14 protein-coding genes are annotated in these 16,129 nt (G+C 71.8%); 7 read left to right on the top strand and 7 right to left on the bottom strand.

Going from position 1 to position 16,129, the window contains the following annotated elements:
* Positions 1–11 precede the first annotated feature (11 nt).
* The 3 genes from pflB to ACI2LW_RS07730 form a co-directional block, all read right to left on the bottom strand.
* Positions 12–2,282, bottom strand: a complete 2,271-nt coding sequence (pflB, locus tag ACI2LW_RS07740) for a formate C-acetyltransferase (RefSeq protein ID WP_404730260.1) — start codon at positions 2,280–2,282, stop codon at positions 12–14.
* A gap of 199 nt (positions 2,283–2,481) precedes the next feature.
* A complete protein-coding gene (locus ACI2LW_RS07735) occupies positions 2,482–3,993 on the bottom strand; it encodes a cellulose binding domain-containing protein (protein ID WP_404730259.1) in 1,512 nt (503 codons plus the stop codon).
* A 342-nt stretch (positions 3,994–4,335) separates the two neighbouring features.
* Complete coding sequence (locus ACI2LW_RS07730; protein ID WP_404730258.1) at positions 4,336–5,679, bottom strand: radical SAM protein; 1,344 nt, start codon at positions 5,677–5,679, stop codon at positions 4,336–4,338.
* Positions 5,680–5,897: 218 nt separating this feature from the next.
* Here ACI2LW_RS07730 and ACI2LW_RS07725 point away from each other — a divergent pair, with 218 nt between their 5' ends.
* From ACI2LW_RS07725 to ACI2LW_RS07715, 3 genes are all read left to right on the top strand, one after another.
* A complete protein-coding gene (locus tag ACI2LW_RS07725) occupies positions 5,898–7,139 on the top strand; it encodes an FAD-binding protein (RefSeq protein WP_404730257.1) in 1,242 nt (413 codons plus the stop codon).
* Between the two features lie 180 nt (positions 7,140–7,319).
* On the top strand, positions 7,320–7,898 hold the full coding sequence (locus tag ACI2LW_RS07720; protein ID WP_404730256.1) for a TetR/AcrR family transcriptional regulator: 579 nt from the start codon (positions 7,320–7,322) through the stop codon (positions 7,896–7,898).
* Positions 7,899–8,055: 157 nt separating this feature from the next.
* Positions 8,056–8,862, top strand: coding sequence for a recombinase family protein (locus ACI2LW_RS07715; protein WP_404730255.1), 807 nt, complete (start codon positions 8,056–8,058; stop codon positions 8,860–8,862).
* Between the two features lie 84 nt (positions 8,863–8,946).
* On the opposite strand, the gene ACI2LW_RS07710 is transcribed toward ACI2LW_RS07715, so the two are convergent.
* A complete protein-coding gene (locus ACI2LW_RS07710; RefSeq protein ID WP_404730254.1) occupies positions 8,947–9,462 on the bottom strand; it encodes a hypothetical protein in 516 nt (171 codons plus the stop codon).
* Positions 9,463–9,783: 321 nt separating this feature from the next.
* Between ACI2LW_RS07710 and ACI2LW_RS07705 the strand changes: the two genes are divergently transcribed.
* Both ACI2LW_RS07705 and ACI2LW_RS07700 read left to right on the top strand, forming a co-directional pair.
* Positions 9,784–11,028, top strand: coding sequence for an IS256 family transposase (locus tag ACI2LW_RS07705; protein ID WP_404730253.1), 1,245 nt, complete (start codon positions 9,784–9,786; stop codon positions 11,026–11,028).
* 162 nt (positions 11,029–11,190) lie between these two features.
* The gene (locus ACI2LW_RS07700; protein WP_404730252.1) at positions 11,191–11,637 is read left to right on the top strand and encodes a hypothetical protein; all 447 of its coding nucleotides are present in this window, start codon (positions 11,191–11,193) and stop codon (positions 11,635–11,637) included.
* Between the two features lie 78 nt (positions 11,638–11,715).
* Here the strand turns inward: ACI2LW_RS07700 and ACI2LW_RS07695 are convergent, their stop codons facing one another.
* Positions 11,716–11,988 (bottom strand): hypothetical protein, encoded by a 273-nt coding sequence (locus tag ACI2LW_RS07695; protein ID WP_404730251.1) that lies wholly within the window; start codon positions 11,986–11,988, stop codon positions 11,716–11,718.
* A 455-nt stretch (positions 11,989–12,443) separates the two neighbouring features.
* On the opposite strand from ACI2LW_RS07695, the gene ACI2LW_RS07690 reads away from it, so the two are divergent.
* Positions 12,444–12,677 carry a GntR family transcriptional regulator gene (locus ACI2LW_RS07690; RefSeq protein WP_404730250.1) on the top strand — a complete coding sequence of 78 codons (234 nt, stop codon included), beginning with the start codon at positions 12,444–12,446 and terminating at the stop codon, positions 12,675–12,677.
* Positions 12,678–12,752: 75 nt separating this feature from the next.
* Here ACI2LW_RS07690 and ACI2LW_RS07685 read toward each other — a convergent pair whose 3' ends face one another.
* Positions 12,753–13,085 (bottom strand): VOC family protein, encoded by a 333-nt coding sequence (locus ACI2LW_RS07685; RefSeq protein WP_404730249.1) that lies wholly within the window; start codon positions 13,083–13,085, stop codon positions 12,753–12,755.
* 317 nt (positions 13,086–13,402) lie between these two features.
* Positions 13,403–14,698, bottom strand: coding sequence for a hypothetical protein (locus tag ACI2LW_RS07680; protein ID WP_404730248.1), 1,296 nt, complete (start codon positions 14,696–14,698; stop codon positions 13,403–13,405).
* Between the two features lie 119 nt (positions 14,699–14,817).
* Here ACI2LW_RS07680 and mmuM point away from each other — a divergent pair, with 119 nt between their 5' ends.
* Positions 14,818–15,750: a homocysteine S-methyltransferase gene (mmuM, locus tag ACI2LW_RS07675; RefSeq protein WP_404730247.1), complete on the top strand. Its 933-nt coding sequence runs from the start codon at positions 14,818–14,820 to the stop codon at positions 15,748–15,750.
* Positions 15,751–16,129 lie beyond the last annotated feature (379 nt).

The raw sequence follows: 16,129 nt of genomic DNA, 5'->3' as shown, positions 1-16,129 counted from the left end.
GGGCACGGCGCTCACAGCGCTCCGTGGAAGGTGCGGCTGATGACGTCGAGCTGCTGCTCACGGGTCAGCCGCACGAAGTTGACGGCGTAGCCGGAGACCCGGATGGTCAGCTCCGGGTACTTCTCCGGGTGCTCCATGGCGTCCTGAAGCACCTCCCGGTTCAGCACGTTGACGTTCATGTGGAAGCCGCCGGCCGCCATGTAGGCGTCGAGGATGCCGACCAGGTTGCCCGCCCGGTCCGCGGGGACGTGCCCCAGGCCCTCGGGGGTGATCGTGGTGGTCAGCGAGATCCCGTCGCGGGCCTGCTCGTACGGCAGCTTCGCCACCGACAGCGCCGAGGCGGCCACCCCGTGCCGGTCGCGCCCGTTCATCGGGTTGGCCCCGGGGGCGAAGGGCGTTCCGGCGCGGCGGCCGTCGGGGGTGTTGCCGGTGTGCTTGCCGTACACCACGTTGGACGTGATGGTCAGCACCGACTGGGTGTGCTCGGCGTCCCGGTAGGTGGGGTGCCGGCGCACCTTCGCCATGAACGACTCGACCAGGCCGGCGGCCAGCCGGTCGGCGCGGTCGTCGTTGTTGCCGTAGGCCGGGTAGTCGCCCTCGACGACGTAGTCCACGGCCAGGCCCGTGTCGTCGCGGATCACCTTCACCCGGGCGTGCCTGACGGCGGACAGGCTGTCGGCGGCCACCGACAGGCCGGCGATGCCGCAGGCCATGAAGCGGTGCACGGGGTGGTCGTGCAGGGCCATCTCCAGGCGCTCGTAGGCGTACTTGTCGTGCATGTAGTGAATGACGTTGAGGGCGTCGACGTACGTCCCGGCGAGCCAGTCGAGCACCCGGTCGTAGGCCGCCGACAGCTCCTCGAAGTCCAGGTACTCCCCGGTCAGCGGGGGCGTGGGCGGGGCGACCTGCTCGCCGGTCAGCTCGTCGCGGCCGCCGTTGATCGCGTACAGCAGCGCCTTGGCCAGGTTGACGCGGGCGCCGAAGAACTGCATCTGCCGGCCGACCGCCATGGCCGACACGCAGCAGGCGATCGCGGTGTCGTCGCCGGTGCGCGGGCGCATCAGGTCGTCGGACTCGTACTGGACGGCGCTGGTGTCGATGGAGACCTGGGCGCAGAACTCCTTGAACCCGGCGGGCAGGTCCGGCGACCAGAGGACGGTCAGGTTGGGCTCGGGCGCGGGGCCGAGGTTGTAGAGCGTCTGCAGGAAGCGGAAGGAGGTGCGGGTGACCAGCGTGCGGCCGTCGCGGCCGATGCCGCCGATGGACTCCGTCACCCAGGTCGGGTCGCCGGAGAACAGCGCGTCGTACTCGGGCGTGCGCAGGAACCGCACGATCCGCAGCTTGATCACGAAGTCGTCGATCAGCTCCTGGGCGCGGCTCTCGTCCAGGGTGCCCTCGTCCAGGTCGCGCTGGAGGTAGACGTCCAGGAAGGTCGAGGTGCGGCCCAGGGACATCGCGGCGCCGTTCTGCTCCTTCACGGCGGCGAGGTAGCCGAGGTAGAGCCACTGCACCGCCTCGTGCGCGGTGGCGGCGGGGCGGGTGACGTCGCAGCCGTAGGAGGCCGCCATACGGGCCAGCTCGCCCAGGGCGCGGATCTGCTCGGCCAGCTCCTCGCGGTCGCGGATCACGTGCTCGGTGGAGGGGCGGGCGTCCAGCAGCGCCTTCTCGGCCAGCTTCCCCTCGATCAGCCGGTCGGTGCCGTAGAGGGCCACCCGCCGGTAGTCGCCGATGATCCGGCCGCGGCCGTAGGCGTCGGGCAGGCCGGTGATGATGCCGGCCTTGCGGGCGGCGCGCATCTCGGGGGTGTAGGCGTCGAAGACGCCGTCGTTGTGGGTCTTGCGGTAGGTGCCGAAGACCTTGGTGACGAACGGGTCGGGCTCGTAGCCGTACGCCTTCAGGCCGTTCTCGACCATGCGCAGCCCGCCGTTGGGCATGATCGCGCGCTTGAGGGGGGCGTCGGTCTGCAGGCCGACGATCAGCTCGCGCTCGCGGTCGATGTAGCCCGGGGCGTGCGAGGTGATCGTCGAGGGCGTGGCCGTGTCGACGTCGAGGACGCCCTTGCGGCGCTCCTCGGGGAACAGCGCGCTGACCTTCCTCCACACGGCCGTGGTGCGGTCCGTGGGACCTGCCAGGAAGCTCGCGTCGCCCTCGTAGGGGGTGTAGTTGGCCTGCACGAAGTCGCGGACGTCGATGCGCTCGCGCCACCCGGTCCCGGCGAAGTCCCGCCAGGCGCCGTGGGTCTCGGTGCCGTTGCTGCTGCCGGCTGTCACCGTCGCGGTCATCACGGGTCCTCTCCTGGATGCGTCTCACCGTCGATGCTCGCCGTGCGCGGCGCGCGCGGGCAGTGCCGGACAGTGCAGGCCGCGAGCCCGTCCGGCCCCCGGGCGATGGGGACCTTCGGACCCGGCGGGCGGACCGCCGGATGGTCCCCCAGCCGGCCCATGGGTCCCCGGGTTCACGGCGCCGTACGGCCGTCGCCGGTCAGGCGGTCGCGCAGGCGTGGCCGTTGAGCGTGAAGCCGTACGGCGTGGAGTTGCGGCTCTCCAGGGACCCGATGAAGCCGAAGGAGACGGTGCCGCCGGCCGGTACGGACCTGTTGTAGTCGGCGGCCGTCGCGGTGACCCGGGAGCCGCTCTGGGCGGCGGTGGCGTCCCACATCTGGACGACCCGCTGGCCGTCGCGGAAGGACCAGGCCAGCCGCCAGGCGTCCAGCGAGCGGGTGGTGGTGACGGTGACGGCGGCCTGGAAGCCGTCGGACCACTGGTCGTTGACGGTGTAGCGGACCCGGCAGGTGGCCGGCGCGCTGGTGCGCGGGCCGGGCGTCACGGCCGGGGCGGCGGTGGACGAGGAGGTGCCCTGGGGCTCGGGCTCGGGGTTCTCGCGGGAGCCGCCGGAGGTGGCGCCCGCGGACGGCCCGGCGGAGCGGGAGGCGCGGGGCGAGGAGGCCGCCGGGGCCGGGCGTGAGCCCCGTTCGGACGTCGTGGGGTCGAGGGAGGGCAGGGCGATGCCGGGGTCGGCGACCGGCCGGCGGCCGGCGTCGTCGCGCGCCGCCTCGCTCGCCGAGCCGCCGAACGGCATCATCGACACCGCCAGCGCCAGGCCGGACAGCGCCACCGCGGTGGCGAGCAGGCCGCCGCGCACCATCCGGGCCCGGCCCGCGCCCTGCTCGGGCTCCCCGCCCGCGTCCGCCCGCGGGGCGCCGGCGCCGAGCCGTGCCTCGGCGGCCCGGCGGCGGCCCTCCAGGTAGGCGAGCCCGCCCCAGCCGATCACCCCGCCGGCGAGGGCCGCGGGCAGGCCGCCGTCGTACGGCCGCAGGCAGGCGGCGGCCTCCGAGCACGGCACACAGGTGGCCAGGTGCCGGGAGAGGTCCCCCAGGGTGCCGGCGGCGGCCGCGGAGCGGCTCAGGGCGTCCAGCAGCCGGGCGTAGCTGCGGCACTCCGGGTCCATGGGGGTGTCCAGGTGGTCGCGCCGGCAGCGGTCCCGGAACAGCGCCCGCACCTGGTCCAGTTCCTCGGAGACGGCCGCCGGGTCCAGGCCGAGGCGGCGGGCCACGACGACCGGCGGCAGCGCCTCCACCTCGGCCAGCCACAGCAGCGCCGCGTCCGCCTCGGGCAGGTCGCGCAGCGCGCGCAGCGCCAGCGGGCGGCGCAGCGGCGGGCCGGTGTAGCGGCCGGCCTGGTCGGAGTTGAGCCACAGTCTCAGGCCGGGGTCGAGCCGGTGCCCGAGGCCGTCGGTCTCCCAGGACGCGGCGGTGGTGCGGACGGCGGTCAGCATCTGCGGGATCGCCGGGAGCCGGGGGCTGCGGCGGCCGCGGGCCGCGCCCGCGTCGGCGGCGCGGATCTCGCGCTCGCCGAGCGCGAACGCCTCCGCGGCCAGCTCCTGGGCGGCGCCGGACCCGGCGGTGCACAGCCCGGCGAAGGCGAGCACCGCCTCCTGGCATTCCGTCAGCAGCGCGGCCTCGGCGGCGTCCTTGGGGCTCGGCAGCTCGGGCATCGGACTCCTGCATCCACGGGCGAGATCAACTCACCATGTTCGAGATGGAGTTGTGGGGAGCCTCGCGGCAGGGCACGAGCCTTTCACGCCACGGAACAACTGACAAGCCGCGTATTCAGATGTCATGACGGGCACCGCGGCGCACGACCCCGCTCCGTAGTACGGACGGGGCCCGCCTTCTTCTCACGGTGCCCGCGTCCCTCTCACGGTGCCCGGCGTCCCACTGGAAGGGACGAGGAGGCGGTGGCGAGGAGGCGGTGGTGTGCGGCGGGGGTGCGCCGGGGCCGCCCCGGTCGCGCCTCGCGCCGCGCGCCTCGTGCCGCGCGCCTCGCGCCCCTGCCCCTACACCGCGGCCGTCTCCCCGGTGTTCTCCTCGGCGTCCTCCCGGGCGGGGAGGCTGTCCATGAAGGAGCTGACCGAGAAGACCGCGCGGCCGGGGCCGGGCGGGCCGTAGCCGGGGGGCGAGGAGAGGCCGAAGTCGTCCATGGTGGCGCGGTAGGCCTCCAGGAGCCGGATGTGGTACTCCAGCGGGGCCCCCTGCGGGTTGGCCTTGCCGAGCGGGGTGGTGGGCTCCGGGCACCAGGTGGTGAAGCGGGGCGTGATGCCGTGCGACATGAAGAAGCGCAGGCCCTCGGTGGTGGAGGCGATCGCCTCGTCGACGGTGGTGAAGCCGAACGGCTCGGCCATCTCCACACCGGCGACGAAGTTGGGGATCACGTTGCGCGCGCCGAAGACGTCGGCGGAGTCCAGGATCCGGCGGTGCCACTCGTCGCGGCCGACGTAGCGCTCCTTGCCCGGGCAGTACAGCTCGAACAGCCGGCGGTCCCACACCTCGTAGTTGGGGTGGTAGATCTGGACGCCGTAGTCCTTGAACCGCTGCACGTCCGCCTTCGGCAGCGCCTGGGCGACGACCTTGCCGATCCAGCGGCCCGGGAAGCGCTCCTCGATGGCCTTGGCGTAGTGGCCGTAGAAGTCGGCCTCGTCGCGCCCGGCGACGGTCTTGGTGATGGCGCCGCCGGTGAGGGTGTAGGCGGTGGACGCCTTCTGGGTGTCGTACCGGTCGATGATCTCCAGGGCCTCCAGCACCTCCTCGACGTCCTTCACACCGGTGTAGGGCCGGCCGGCCGCCTTGTGCTGGCGCCAGTTGTGGTTGATGTCGCAGTACTGGCACTCCTCCTTGGCGCCGAAGTACTGGCAGACCCGGAAGACGGTGAGGTAGATCAGATAGCCCCACTGGATGGTGGGGGCCACCTCCATGACGGACTTCCCGTTGGACAGGGTGTGCCGGTAGTACTCCGGCATGGGCGGCACGCCCACGTCCGCGATCCGCTTCCCGTCGAGGTACAGCCCGAGCAGCCCCTCCGCGTCGGCGGCGACCCGGTAGGGCGAGGCGGGGTTCACCCGTACGGAGACGACGGTGCGCCTGAGGTCGTACGGCCCGCCGGTGAGGATGATCTCCTCCGGCGGCCGGCGCAGCGCGGCCTCGCCCAGCTCGGGGAGCGTGCCGTGGTCGAAGGAGAAGATGAAGTAGGACTTCGGCTTGACCTCGCCCTGCTCGTTGTCGCTGAGCGCGGAGGCGTCGAAGGCGACTCCGCCCCGGAGCAGGTCCTCCTTGAAGACCGCTTCCCGCGGCACGTGCGGGAAGCGCCCCATCAGATCCTCGACCAGCGCGGTACGGCTGCCCATCCCGTGTCTCCTCCCGGCTTCGTGCGTACGACTCCTCACGGTATGCCCCCGCTTCCCGGCGGGCCGTACCGGGTCCCCCCGGCGCGGGAGGCCGCCCCGGCCGCCCGGGGCACGGCGCCCGCCGCGGCCGGGTGATCGTCGGGTAGGTTCCCCACGTGCGCGGATGCGCCGTGGGACGGCCGCGGAAGCGCCGTGGGACGGCTTGGAGGGACGACGGCATGACCGGGACCGTGACCAACTGGGCGGGCAACGTCGCCTACGCCGGGCCGGTGCGGCGGCCGGACTCGCCCGGCGCGCTGCGGGCGCTGGTGGCGGACAGCGCACGGGTGCGCGTCCTGGGCAGCGGCCACTCCTTCAACCGGATCGCCGATCCGGGCGCGGACGGCGTGCTGCTGTCGCTGGACGCGCTGCCGGCCGAGGTGGACGTCGACACGGCGGCCCGCACCGTGCGGGTCGGCGGCGGGGTCCGGTACGCGGAGCTGGCCCGGCGGGTGCACGCGCACGGGCTGGCCCTCGCCAACATGGCCTCGCTGCCGCACATCTCGGTGGCCGGGTCGGTGGCGACCGGCACCCACGGCTCCGGGGTGGCCAACGGGCCGCTCGGCTCGGCCGTGCGCGAGGTGGAGCTGGTCACGGCGGACGGCTCCGCGGTGACGCTGCGGCGGGGCGAGGAGCGCTTCGGCGGCGCCGTGACCTCCCTCGGCGCGCTCGGCGTCGTCACCGCGCTCACGCTGGACCTGGAGCCGGACTTCCTGGTGGAGCAGCACCTGTTTACCGAACTGCCGCTGGACGGACTGGACTTCGAGGCGGTGGCGGGCGCGGCGTACAGCGTCAGCCTGTTCACCGACTGGCGCGATCCGGGGTTCCGCCAGGTGTGGCTGAAACGGCGCACCGACCAGCCGCTGTCCCCCTTCCCCTGGGCGGTGCCCGCCAAGGTGGCGCTGCACCCGGTGCCGGGCATGCCGGCCGGGAACTGCACCCGGCAGTTCGGCGAGCCGGGGCCCTGGCACGAGCGGCTGCCCCACTTCCGGGCGGAGTTCACCCCGAGCAGTGGGGCGGAGCTGCAGTCGGAGTACCTGCTGCCGCGCGCGGACGCCCTCGCGGCGCTGCACGCCGTGGCCGCGATCGCCGGGACGGTCGCCCCGGTGCTCCAGACCTGCGAGGTGCGGACCGTCGCCGCCGACGAGCAGTGGCTCGGCCCGGGCTACGCACGGGACACGGTGGCCCTGCACTTCACCTGGGTCGAGGACGAGACGGCCGTACTGCCGGTGGTACGGCGGCTGGAGGCGGCGCTGGACCCCTTCGGCCCGCGCCCCCACTGGGGCAAGGTGTTCACCGTGCCGCCCGCGGTGCTGCGCGAGCGGTATCCGCGGCTGGCGGACTTCCGCGCGCTCGCGCGCGAGCTGGACCCGGCCGGGAAGTTCACCAACGACTTCGTGCGCGAGCTGCTGGACGGCTGAGGGCGGAGGGGGCGGGCGCGGGCGGCCGGGCCGTCTGTGGCCTGCCCGTCGCCGGAGAGGACGGAGCGACCGCGGCGGGAGGGCGAAGCGGCCGTCGGCGGGGAGGGCGGAGCGGCCGTCGGCGGGGAGGGCGGAGCGGCTAGGCTGCCTCCCGCAGTCCCCAGGTCAGGAGGTGTGCCCGTGGCCCGGGCCGGTCTCAGTGTCGACCGTCTGGTCGCAGCCGCCGCCGAACTCGCCGACGAGGTGGGGTTCGAGAACGTCAGCCTCTCGGCGCTGGCTCGGCGCTTCGGGGTGAAGGACGCGAGCCTGTACTCGCACGTCAGGAACCTCCAGGAGCTGCGCACCCGGCTCGCCCTGCTGGCCGGCGGCGAGATGACCGACCTGATCGCCGACGCCGTGGCCGGGCGGGCCGGCAAGGACGCCCTGGCCGCGTTCGCCGGCGCCTACCGGGAGTACGCCCACCGGCATCCGGGCCGGTACGCGGCCACCCAGAGCCGGGTGGACCCCGCCCTGGCGGCCGGCTCCCCCGTGCTGCGGCGCACCGCCGAGCTCACCTACGGGATGCTGCGCGGCTACGGCCTCGAGGAGCCGGACCTCACCGACGCCGTACGCCTGCTGCGCAGCACCTTCCACGGCTACTGCGTCCTGGAGGCGGGAGGCGGCTTCAACGCGCCGCGGGACGTGCGGCGGTCCTGGGACAAGGCCGTCGAGGCCCTGCACACGGCCCTCATCCACTGGCCCCGCGAGACGCCTGCCTGAGCCCCGGCCCGCGCGGGGGCCGGGCGTTCCGGAGGCCGGACCCGCGCGGCGGGCCGGGTCTCACCCCGCCCGTTCCGCCGCGCTCCGCTCCACGCAGAACTCGTTGCCCTCGGGGTCTCCGAACACTCCTTAGACCACGTTCTGAGGAGTGGCCCCAGTGGCAACAAACGCCCAGGTCAGCGCCGGTCAGTCGCCGACTCCCTTCATGGGAGGCATGAACGCCCCCGACACCTTCCGCCCCGCGCTCCGGGGTCTGTCCGCCGTCCGCCTCAGCGTCCTCACCGACGAAACGACGTCGCCGGAACGTCAGCGCGCTGCAAACGAAGAAGCCGCCGCGTCCCTGGGTATCGACCTGGGCGACCGTGAAGCCGTAGACCTGGGCGTGTCTGCCAGCAAGACCACACCATTTGAGCGCCCGGAATTGGGGGCGTGGCTGACTCAGCGGGTGGACGAATTCGACGCGCTTGTGTTCTGGCGCTTCGACCGTGCTATTAGGTCAATGGCCGACATGAACGCCCTTGTTGAATGGGCGCGCACCAATCGCAAAATGATCGTGTTCGCTGAGGGTCCCGGCGGGCGGCTTGTGCTGGACTTCCGCAACAGCGTTGACCTGATCACGCAACTGATCTTGCAAATTTTCGCGTTCGCCGCAGAGTTCGAAGCCCAGTCCATCCGTGAACGTGTTACCGGTGCTCAGGCGGCAATGCGCCTCATGCCGCTTCGTTGGCGCGGAAGCCGTCCGCCGTACGGATACATGCCCGCTGAGCTTGAAGGCGGCGGGTGGACGCTGACGCCCGACACGGAAACCGTGGAAGGGTGCGGACCAGCGCCGGTAACCGTCATTGAACAGATCGTGAAGGAACTGCACGACGGCAAGACAGTTTCCGCCATTGCCGAGAAGCTGAACGCCGAAGGTGTGCCGTCGCCCCGCGATTACTGGGCGCACCACCACGAAGCCCCGTAGGTACCTGGGATTGATCCCGGGGCGTCTACGGGGCTTTTGTGTATTCGGGCGGCTTCCCGAAAGCCTGAGGCTGAGGCTACGTCGTTAGCGAATCTGTTTTGTCAGGACGTCACGCGCCCCAGCCACAAAAGCTGATCGTGCCGCATCCAAGCGAGTGAAGTGCCTACCGAAGTCTCTGTCTTCTGAGTTGACTACTCCATCAGGCCGGACCATGTCACGGCGCGAGTTAATGGTGTCCACGAAGCATTCGGCTAGCTCCTTTGCCTTGACGTCCATATCTGGCGGTCCCACGATTGCGACCACCGTTCGCGCTTCTAGGGCAGCGGAGAGAATTTCAAGGGCGACAGTGTCATTCAAATACTCATCCCCTGATGATAGGTGCACCCGAATAATCTCCATCCCCCGTCGGCAGGCGTCGAGTAGCGCGGCGTACGCCGTCTGCCTTTCTTGCCGTAGCCAATGCCTGTGTTCCGCGCCCTCCTGGTCCCGCACCTGTTTGCGTGTAGCGCGTGCGGCGACCATGGCGCCTCCGAGGGAGCCAAACAGCGTCCCTGCGATCCCCAGTGCTGCCGCGATTACGGCGGCGTTGCCTTCGTCCATGCACGCATAGTGCAACAGGGTCGAGAGTCGTGGAGGCTGAACGTACAACCTGAGCGGAACTGGGCACCGTTGTTGTCTTCCTGCGCTCTAGACGGACGGGAGCCACACACATCAGAATCAGCGCATGAATGCAGTCGTTGCGGCACTACTCGGTACCCTTCTGGATCGCGTCCCATGAAGTGGTGTAGCCGGGCAGGCTCCCGGAACGCGCGGGTGTCTGCCCGGGGCGTGCATCCGCTGGCCTTGCATGCTCCCTGAACAAGGGCAGGCCATCGCGCAAGTCTCCTTGGTGAACGGGCAGTTCGACCGGAGGAGCACGCGATGGCCTTGTCCCAGTCTGAACTGATGCGGCTGCTTGAGTCACTACGTCGGGCCGACGGAGTTGAAGCAATCAGGGTGGCGTGCGAGCGCATCCTGCAGGAGCTGATCGAGGCCGAAGCCACCGATGTGATCGGTGCCGCGCCGCGCGAGCACGCCGAGACGCGCACGACCTGGCGCAACGGACACCGGGAGAGGCTGCTGACCACGCAGGCCGGCGACCTGGACCTGAAGATCCCGAAGGTGCGCAGCGGGTCATTTTTCCCGTCTCTGCTGGAACGCCGGCGGCGGATCGACCGGGCGTTGTTCGCCGTGGTGATGGAGGCATACGTGCACGGTGTCTCGACCCGCTCGGTCGATGACCTGGTCAAAGCACTCGGTGCGGATAGCGGGATCTCCAAGTCCGAGGTCTCCCGCATCTGCGGTGAGCTGGACGAGAAACTGACCGCGTTCAAGGAACGGCCGCTGGACCACACCGTCTTCCCCTACGTCTTCCTGGACGCCACCTACTGCAAGGCCCGGGTCAACCACCGGATCGCATCGCAGGCCGTGGTCATCGCCACCGGGATCTCCGCCACCGGGCACCGCGAGATCCTCGGGCTGATGGTCGGCGACAGCGAATCGAAGCCGTTTTGGACGAAGTTCCTGCGCTCACTGCGGGCCCGCGGCCTGGAGAACGTCCAGCTGGTCATCTCCGACAGCCACAGCGGTCTGGTGACCGCGATCCGCACCGTTTTCCTCGGCGCGGCCTGGCAAAGGTGCCGGGTTCACTTCGTCCGGGACGTGTTTTCGGTGATCGAGCGGGGCTCCGGGGAGATGGTCGCCGCCACCATCCGCACCATTTTCGCGCAGACCACCGGCGAGCAGGTGCGCACCCAGCTGAACGTGGTCGCCGACATGCTCGGACGACAGTTCCCGCAGGTCAAGACGATGCTGCTGGATGCGGCGACGGACATCACCGCGTTCGCCGACTTCCCGCCGGCGCACTGGAAGAAGATCTGGTCGACCAACCCACTGGAACGGCTGAACAGGGAGATCAAACGACGGGCCGACGTCGTCCAGGTCTTCCCCAACCCCGCCGCCCTGGACCGGCTCGCCGCCGCGGTCCTGGCCGAGCTCCACGACGAGTGGCAGGTCTTCGACCGCCGCTACCTCTCCGAAGCCTCCATGGCCGAGCTCTTCACCACCAAGCCAACCGAACCCGAACCGCAGATCACCCCACAAGCGGAACCGAAACAGCTGCCGTGACTACACCACCCCGCGGGACATGACCCCCTTCTGGGATCACTGGCAACAATCGGCGCTGCCGTCGTGGCGGGCTGGGCGCAGCGTGAAGGGGCGCGAATAGCTGCGAGGTCCCAGTACGTGAAAGATCGACATGAGCCCCGACGTGCCGAGTACAAGGCTTTCATGAGGGTAGCGACCGACCTGAATGAGCGGATTCTTACGGCCGAAGGGTATCGGGATAGCACGCTGGATGAAGAGATAGCGCTGCGGAAACATGTTCACGAACGGTGGATTGATCTAAGCCTTGCCGGTCCGGATTCTGTGATCAAGGCCGGTGCGCAACTCCGGGATTGCGTCTTTCAAGTGCTCGCGCAAATGGCGTATTCGCGTCGTCTTGTTGAGCGGCTGCACAGTGTGAATCACGAAGACGAAGAGGCTGAAGAGCGAGCCCTAGGCGTGTACGAAGAATCACTGCACGCTCTTGATGCGCTCGCGGAATTGCTCATTGAAGAGGTGGGTAAGTTCGCTGAGGCTGCTAGCGCGGCCCTTGACGACGACGGCACGGCTCCCCGAAGCCTGCCGCGAGGAAAGCGCACTGCGCGACGCCGTGAGGACCGTGGGGTGCGCTGACTACACGAGAAGCCCCCTACAGACACCCGGCATGTCCTGGGCGCTGTAGGGGGCTTCTGTGCGTAATGGCGGAGCCGTTTAGTTGTCCGCTGCCGCGAGTCGTTCGCCGCGTAGCTCAGCGACGTTCAGCGCGTCACGCAGGCACTCGGCCGTGCGTCGCAACATGAACCACGATTCGTCGGCGGTCAGTTGCGGGCCGTCGAGCATGGCGCGTACGAGCCCCAGGACGACGGCGCCCGACTCAATCAGTTGGTTCTCGATTGCGTCGCTGAGTTCGGCCACCAGTCCGCCCGGCTGGCAGTAGCCGGTTTTCCCGTCGGTCCCCGGAGGCATACGGCGAAGGTCGCTCATGCCGCACGCCCCTGGGGGCCGTACGGGTAGTCAATGCCGAACGTTGCGAGCGTTGCCGCTGTGCGCCGTTCCCGCTGAAGCGCCCGTTCGCGTTCCCGTTCATGCGCGATCAGGAAGGGACGCACAAAAGGGAGTCGGTCAGCGTCGATCACGTCGAGCGGACGGGGCGACCTGGGGGCAGGCAGCGGACGGCGTACCGGTGCGGGTGCAGTCGGAACGGGGGCAGGTGTCGCGCGGCGCCTTCCACGGGACGGCAGGAAGAGCGCGAGAAGCGCAAGGATAAGGTTTCGCATAGCCGAAGCTCCGTTCTTCGGTCAGCCCCTGGGATGAGCCCTTGCCCGGCTCACCTGGGGGCCTTTCTGTGTCCGGCGGGTGCCGGATCACCCACGTTACGCGACCTTGCTATAGCTCGCTATCCCTAGCCGTATTTCGCCGCAGCGCGGAGCATTGATCATGTGGAACTGGACCCGACCCGCGCGAAGTGGACTCAGATTGCCGCCGAGATCGAGCGGCGCATTGACGCGGGCGTGTACCCAGTGGGCACGAAGCTTCCCGGCATCCTGGCCTTGTGCGCTGAGTTCGGCGTCGCCCAGGTGACCGCGCGGAAGGCGCTTGCCGACCTACGCGAGCGCGGGCTCATCCGCACCGAGAACGGCATCGGGTCGTTCGTCGCGGACGGCGACAACTAGCGGTTGCCGTACGGGAGTTGACGGGTTGGGTGAAGCCGCCACACGGGCGCTGAGCTGGGGGTATGCTCAGAACTGCTAGTTGTGAGTGTTCGGGTCGGCGAGGACGGCCCAGCCCGTCCCGTCCGCCCTGCGCCGGTCGTCGACCAGGGTCGCGCCGAGCGCGAGCAGCCGCTCCACCTCCGCGTCGCGGGTGCGGTCCTGCGGCTGGAGGTCGAGGTGCACGCGGTTCTTCACCGTCTTGCCCTCGGGAACGGTCACGAAGAGCAGACCGGCGCCCTCGATGAGCGCCTCCTCGTCACCCGGCTTGTCGTCTTCGTGCAGGGGCGTCCCCAGGACCTGGGACCAGAACCCGGCCAGCGTGTAGGCGTCGGCGCAGTCGATCGTCACATGGCGGATCAGAGAGGTCATGCCGCGATCATGTCATGCACAGGACGCGCAACCCCGCCTACGGCGTCCGGCCGCCCGGGAGCCCAGCCCCTGAAGCCCGGCGCGGGGCCGGACCGGAGGCGGGCCGGACCGGAGGCGGGCCGGACCGGAGGCGGGCCGGACCGGAGCGGGCCGGGATGGCCGGACCGGGCGACCGGGGATGGGCAGGCCGGGTCGGCCGGGACGCAGCGGGCCGACTCCGGATGCGGTTCGCCGGACGGCCGTTGGCGGCGGCCGACCGCCGCTGACGGCGGGGCCGGCGTGCCGTCCGCGGGTCGGCGGACGGCACGCCGGCCGGGTCAGCGCGGTGGCCGGCCGGGCAGGAAGGGGCGGGAGGAGACCGTGACGGCGAGGGAGACCGCCGCCAGCGCGGTGATCGCCGTGCCGGGGCCCAGCCACTGGGCGGTGCCCCCGGCGATCGCGGCTCCGATGCCCTGCCAGGTCATCCGGCCGGCCGACTCCACGCCCTGCACCTGGCCGCGCACCTCCTCGGGCGTCACCTCGAGCAGCCGTTCCTGCAGGGGGAGGGTGGCCGCGAACCCGGCGCTCGCGGCGCACACCGCGGCCGCCGCCACCGGCAGCGGCGGGTGGACGGCGAACACGAGGTACGGCGCGGCGAGCAGCAGCCGCAGGCCGAACGCCCAGCGGCGGCGGCGCCGGGCGGTGAGCAGGCGCCCGACGGCCAGGTCCCCCAGGAGCATGCCGGCCGACCCGGCGGCCAGCAGCGTGCCCGCGCCGTCATGGGCGTAGGGGATGAACAGCGCCTCGCAGCCGACGATCAGGCCGTTGGGGACCCACAGGTTCAGCAGCAGCACGCGCGAGCCGGAGCGGGACAGCAGCGCGGTGTTGACGGTCCAGGTCCGGCGCAGTCCGGGACGGCGGGCGAGTCGGACCGAGTGCTCGCGCACGGTCGCCGCGACCACCACCAGGGCGCACCCGGTCAGGGTGGCCGCCACCATGAACACCTCCCGCGGGCCCGCCAGGCGCAGCAGCACGGCGCCGGCGGCGAAGCCCAGGACGGCCATGCCGCCCGAGGTGATGTTCATCAGTGACCGCGCGAGCGCGTACGCGGAGGCCGGCACCACCTCGGCGAGCAGCCCCATCCGCGTGCCCGTCCCCAGTGCCTGGAAGAAACCCAGGACCAGCAGCAGTGCGAACCGGGCGGCCAACGGCAGCCCCGGCAGCGCCTGCGCGGCCACACCGGCGAGCGAGACGCACTGGAGGGCGACGAGGGTGCGGCGGGGGCGGCCGCCGTCCGCGACCGACATGAGGGTGAGCGCGCCGAGCACCGTCGCGAAGGTGGCGCCGTACATGCTCACGGCCGTCAGGAACGGCGACCCGGTCCGCTGCTCGACCAGCGTCCCCAGGGCGAATCCGGAGAGCGTGCTCGCGGTTGCCGTGAGGGTGAAGCCGGCGTACAGGCCGGCGAACTCGCGGTTGCGGAGGAGGGCGCGGTAGCCGGCGGGCGGGGGCGCGGGCACGGGTACGGGCGGGGTGGGAGGGTGCGACGGGCTCGGGGCGCCGGGCAGGGCGGGAGCGGTGCGGGGTGGGGTGGCGGGCGCGGGCGGGCCCTCGGGTGTGGAGTGTGCGGGCATGAAAAAAGCCTCCGGACGCTCCCGCCCGGGGCGCCGAAGGCCTGCGCGGGAAGTATAGCCGGTGGCCCCGGGGGCCCGCGGCCGGTCGCGTCGGCGCCCGCTTCGGCTACGTTCGAGTCATGGCCAGCGACTCCTCCCCCGGTCTCGCCGACGCCCTCGCCGCCGGGCCCGTCGTGCTCGACGGGGGCCTGTCCAACCAGCTCGAGTCCGCCGGGCACGACCTGAGTGACGAGCTGTGGTCGGCGCGGCTGCTGGCGGAGTGCCCTCAGGCGGTCGCCGAGGCCCATCTCGCCTACTTCGAGGCCGGCGCGAGTGTCGTGATCACCGCCAGCTACCAGGCGACCTTCGAGGGCTTCGCGCGGCGCGGTACGGGACCGGAGCAAGCCGCCGCGCTCATCGCCTCCAGCGTGGAACTGGCGCGGGAGGCGGCGCGGCGGGCGCGGGCCAGGGGCGTGACGCGCCCGCTGTGGACCGCGGCGTCGGCGGGCCCGTACGGCGCGATGCTCGCCGACGGCTCGGAGTACCGGGGCCGCTACGGACTCACGGTCGGCGAACTGGAGCGCTTCCACCGGCCCCGGCTCGAGGTGCTGGCCGCCGCCCGCCCGGACGTGCTGGCGCTGGAGACGGTCCCGGACGCCGACGAGGCGGAGGCGCTGCTGCGGGCGGTGCGCGGGCTGGGGGTGCCGGCCTGGCTGTCGTACACGGTCGCCGGCGGACGCACCCGCGCGGGGCAGCCGCTGGAGGAGGCGTTCGCCCTGGCCGCCGGCGCGGACGAGGTGATCGCGGTCGGCGTCAACTGCTGTGCGCCCGAGGACGCGGACGCCGCCGTGGCGACCGCGGCCCGGGTGACCGGGAAGCCGGTCGTGGTCTATCCCAACAGCGGCGAGACCTGGGACGCGGCGGCCCGCGCCTGGATTGGCGGCACCACCTTCACGCCCGGCCGGGTCCAACGCTGGCAGGCGCTGGGCGCCCGCCTGATCGGGGGCTGCTGCCGAGTGGGCCCCGAGTCGATCGCGTCGGTCGCCCGCACACTGACACCCGACCGCGCTTGACGCCGCCGGGCGGCCGTTCCGCGCCGTCCCCCGCCCGGACATCCGCCCCGGCTCGGCCCCGGACTTCACGCCGGCGCCCGCGGCTCCGGGGGCGAGCGTCTGCGGCTCCGGGGGCGAGCATCTGCTGCTCCGGGGGTGAGCGTCTGCGGCTCCGGGGGCGAGCATCTGCTGCTCCGCGGTGGTCCGGCGTCCGCGGCTCCGGGGGCTGGCGCCCGTGGCTCCGGGTGGTCCGGCGTCCGGGTGTCCGGGCGCCGGGGGCCGCGCCACCGGCCGGCGCGGCACCACGGACTGGCGCGGCACCGCCGGGACCGCGCCACCGGCCGGGACCGCACCACCGACCGGGCCCGGCCGCCGGGGCCCCCAGGGCCTGGCCGGGGTG

Source organism: Streptomyces sp. NPDC004065, from assembly GCF_044903565.1.
GTDB lineage: Bacteria > Actinomycetota > Actinomycetes > Streptomycetales > Streptomycetaceae > Streptomyces.
Note: the sequence above shows the minus strand (reverse complement) of the source record. Positions and strands in the feature narration are given on the sequence as shown.

Coding starts and splice junctions, on each gene's coding strand:
- ACI2LW_RS07680 (WP_404730248.1), bottom strand. CDS start 14,698: ATGCCCGCACACTCCACACCCGAGGGCCCGCCCGCGCCCGCCACCCCA.
- ACI2LW_RS07725 (WP_404730257.1), top strand. CDS start 5,898: ATGACCGGGACCGTGACCAACTGGGCGGGCAACGTCGCCTACGCCGGG.
- ACI2LW_RS07735 (WP_404730259.1), bottom strand. CDS start 3,993: ATGCCCGAGCTGCCGAGCCCCAAGGACGCCGCCGAGGCCGCGCTGCTG.
- ACI2LW_RS07685 (WP_404730249.1), bottom strand. CDS start 13,085: ATGACCTCTCTGATCCGCCATGTGACGATCGACTGCGCCGACGCCTAC.
- ACI2LW_RS07695 (WP_404730251.1), bottom strand. CDS start 11,988: ATGAGCGACCTTCGCCGTATGCCTCCGGGGACCGACGGGAAAACCGGC.
- ACI2LW_RS07705 (WP_404730253.1), top strand. CDS start 9,784: ATGGCCTTGTCCCAGTCTGAACTGATGCGGCTGCTTGAGTCACTACGT.
- ACI2LW_RS07730 (WP_404730258.1), bottom strand. CDS start 5,679: ATGGGCAGCCGTACCGCGCTGGTCGAGGATCTGATGGGGCGCTTCCCG.
- mmuM (WP_404730247.1), top strand. CDS start 14,818: ATGGCCAGCGACTCCTCCCCCGGTCTCGCCGACGCCCTCGCCGCCGGG.
- pflB (WP_404730260.1), bottom strand. CDS start 2,282: ATGACCGCGACGGTGACAGCCGGCAGCAGCAACGGCACCGAGACCCAC.
- ACI2LW_RS07700 (WP_404730252.1), top strand. CDS start 11,191: ATGAGGGTAGCGACCGACCTGAATGAGCGGATTCTTACGGCCGAAGGG.
- ACI2LW_RS07710 (WP_404730254.1), bottom strand. CDS start 9,462: ATGGACGAAGGCAACGCCGCCGTAATCGCGGCAGCACTGGGGATCGCA.